Here is a 1714-nt window from a genome sequence, read left to right on the forward strand (position 1 = left end):
AAGCCACGCGGCGGAGCGGGGACGGTGACACCGAAGGCGAACCACGCGGTGTCGGCGGAGCGGGGGGAACACCGCGTGACGTCGGAGTCGTAGGCGCCCGGTGGAGTAGGGGGCGCGTGGTCGAGGGCGGCTTGTTTCTATGCCTACTTGCGCGGTCACGTGACAATGGACGGTGGCCCTTCCGGGGGACACCCCGGGGACAGGCCCCGTGCACCGTCGTACGAGGAGGAGAAGACATGGCGGAGCCCACGCCGCGTCGGCACGAACCGCGGCTACGCCCCGCGCCCCTGCTCTTCGAGCCGGCGGAGGCGGCCGGCGACCCCGAGCACTTCTTCGATCTCGAGTCGATCGACGATCCGCGGGCGCTGCTGTCGCGCTCGACGGAGCTGGCGCAGGCGTTCCGGGCGGCGGCGGACCGGGCCGTGGAGTTCCAGGCGATCGCGGCGGCCCAGCTGGCCGATCCCCGGCGGTTCGACCGTCTGACCGCGGCGGACATCGCGGAACGGGCGGAGTGGACCGAGGACTACGCGAAGAAGATGGTCGACTTCGGCCGGGATCTGCTGCGGGGGCGCGACGTGAGCGGCCCCGACACCCTCTGAGCCGCCGGACCCCACCCTCCGGTCGCCCGCGAAACACCGCCCGGCATATGCCGGGCGGGCAAGATACCCCACTTGCCCCGCTCCCGTACCGCATTCCCGCAACCCTGGGGAATCAGATGGTGACGGCCGGTAGACATGGAGACATGAGCGCTGGGACGGATGCGGGCAGGTATCCACAGGACCGGGTCGACGTCACGGGAGTGACGGCGGAGGGGGCCGCATGGCTGGCCTCGGCAGGAACGTATCCGCGGCGCACCTCGGCGGCCCGCCGGGAGGAGTGGCGGGCCGCTCCGCTGGTGCTGCCGTGCGGGACGGTGTTCGACGTGGTCAGCGCGCCGGCCCTCTTCGGGCGGCGGATGCTCGACCGGCTGTGGACCGAGGGACCGGGATCCGGCCCCGTGGCCGTGCACCGCGGGCGGATGCTCCTCTTCGCCTCCCCCGGCACCGCTCATCGCCTGCCCACCCTGCTGGAGTGGGAGGAATGGGGCGCACCCGGCCGCACGGGCGCCGTCCCGCCCCTCCTCTGCCACGGCACCGGCGACACGGTCACCGTCCCGGCGCTTCACACCCCGGAGCCCCTCCACACCCCGGAGCCCCGCGGCGGCCGAGGCGACGCCGGCACCCTCCCCGTCGCCCGGGCCGGATCCCGCTGGGTCGCCGCTCCCGACACACCGCGGCCATGGCTTCCGGGACCCGAGGTTCTGCTCTGGGCGGCCGTGCGGGCGGCTCGCGCGAGGGCCTCCGCGACCGTACGGATATCGATTTTTCCTCCCGCCGATCAGGGTGCTAAGGTCTACGACGTCAGCAGGCGCCGCTAGCTCAGTTGGTTAGAGCAGCTGACTCTTAATCAGCGGGTCCGGGGTTCGAGTCCCTGGCGGCGCACGACACGAAGAAGCCCCTCGCGGAAGCGAGGGGCTTCTCTCGTTGCCGTCCGGCCCGCCTACGTACCGGTCGTCGTGATCTTCACCGTCCACTCCCCCGACGGCGTACGGCCCTCCACCTCGACGCGTACGCCCTCCCCGGGCACCGTGAAGCTCTCGCCCACCCGCACCGGCGCGTCCGCGAGGGGCGGGTACACCGACTCGTCCCAGCACGCGCCGGTGAGCGGATGGGCG

Annotated in this window: 2 protein-coding genes, 1 tRNA gene and 1 pseudogene; 3 read left to right on the forward strand and 1 reads right to left on the reverse strand. The window is 72.8% G+C overall.

All coding sequences use genetic code 11. From position 1 onward, the window contains the following. The first annotated feature begins 236 nt into the window (after nt 1–236). From AOK15_RS12450 to AOK15_RS12455, 3 genes are all read left to right on the forward strand, one after another. Complete coding sequence (locus AOK15_RS12450) at nt 237–599, forward strand: hypothetical protein (protein ID WP_055515894.1); 363 nt, start codon at nt 237–239, stop codon at nt 597–599. 143 nt (nt 600–742) lie between these two features. Next, nucleotides 743–1417 (forward strand): hypothetical protein, encoded by a 675-nt coding sequence (locus AOK15_RS41410; protein WP_063798973.1) that lies wholly within the window; start codon nt 743–745, stop codon nt 1415–1417. Then, nucleotides 1408–1481, forward strand: a tRNA-Lys gene (locus AOK15_RS12455). Before AOK15_RS41410 ends, AOK15_RS12455 begins: the two co-directional genes overlap by 10 nt. 58 nt (nt 1482–1539) lie before the next feature. Here the strand turns inward: AOK15_RS12455 and AOK15_RS46695 are convergent. Then, nucleotides 1540–1714: pseudogene (locus AOK15_RS46695) on the reverse strand (M6 family metalloprotease domain-containing protein); the annotation flags it as partial.

Source organism: Streptomyces ossamyceticus (assembly GCF_001418475.1).
GTDB classification, from domain to species: domain Bacteria; phylum Actinomycetota; class Actinomycetes; order Streptomycetales; family Streptomycetaceae; genus Streptomyces; species Streptomyces ossamyceticus.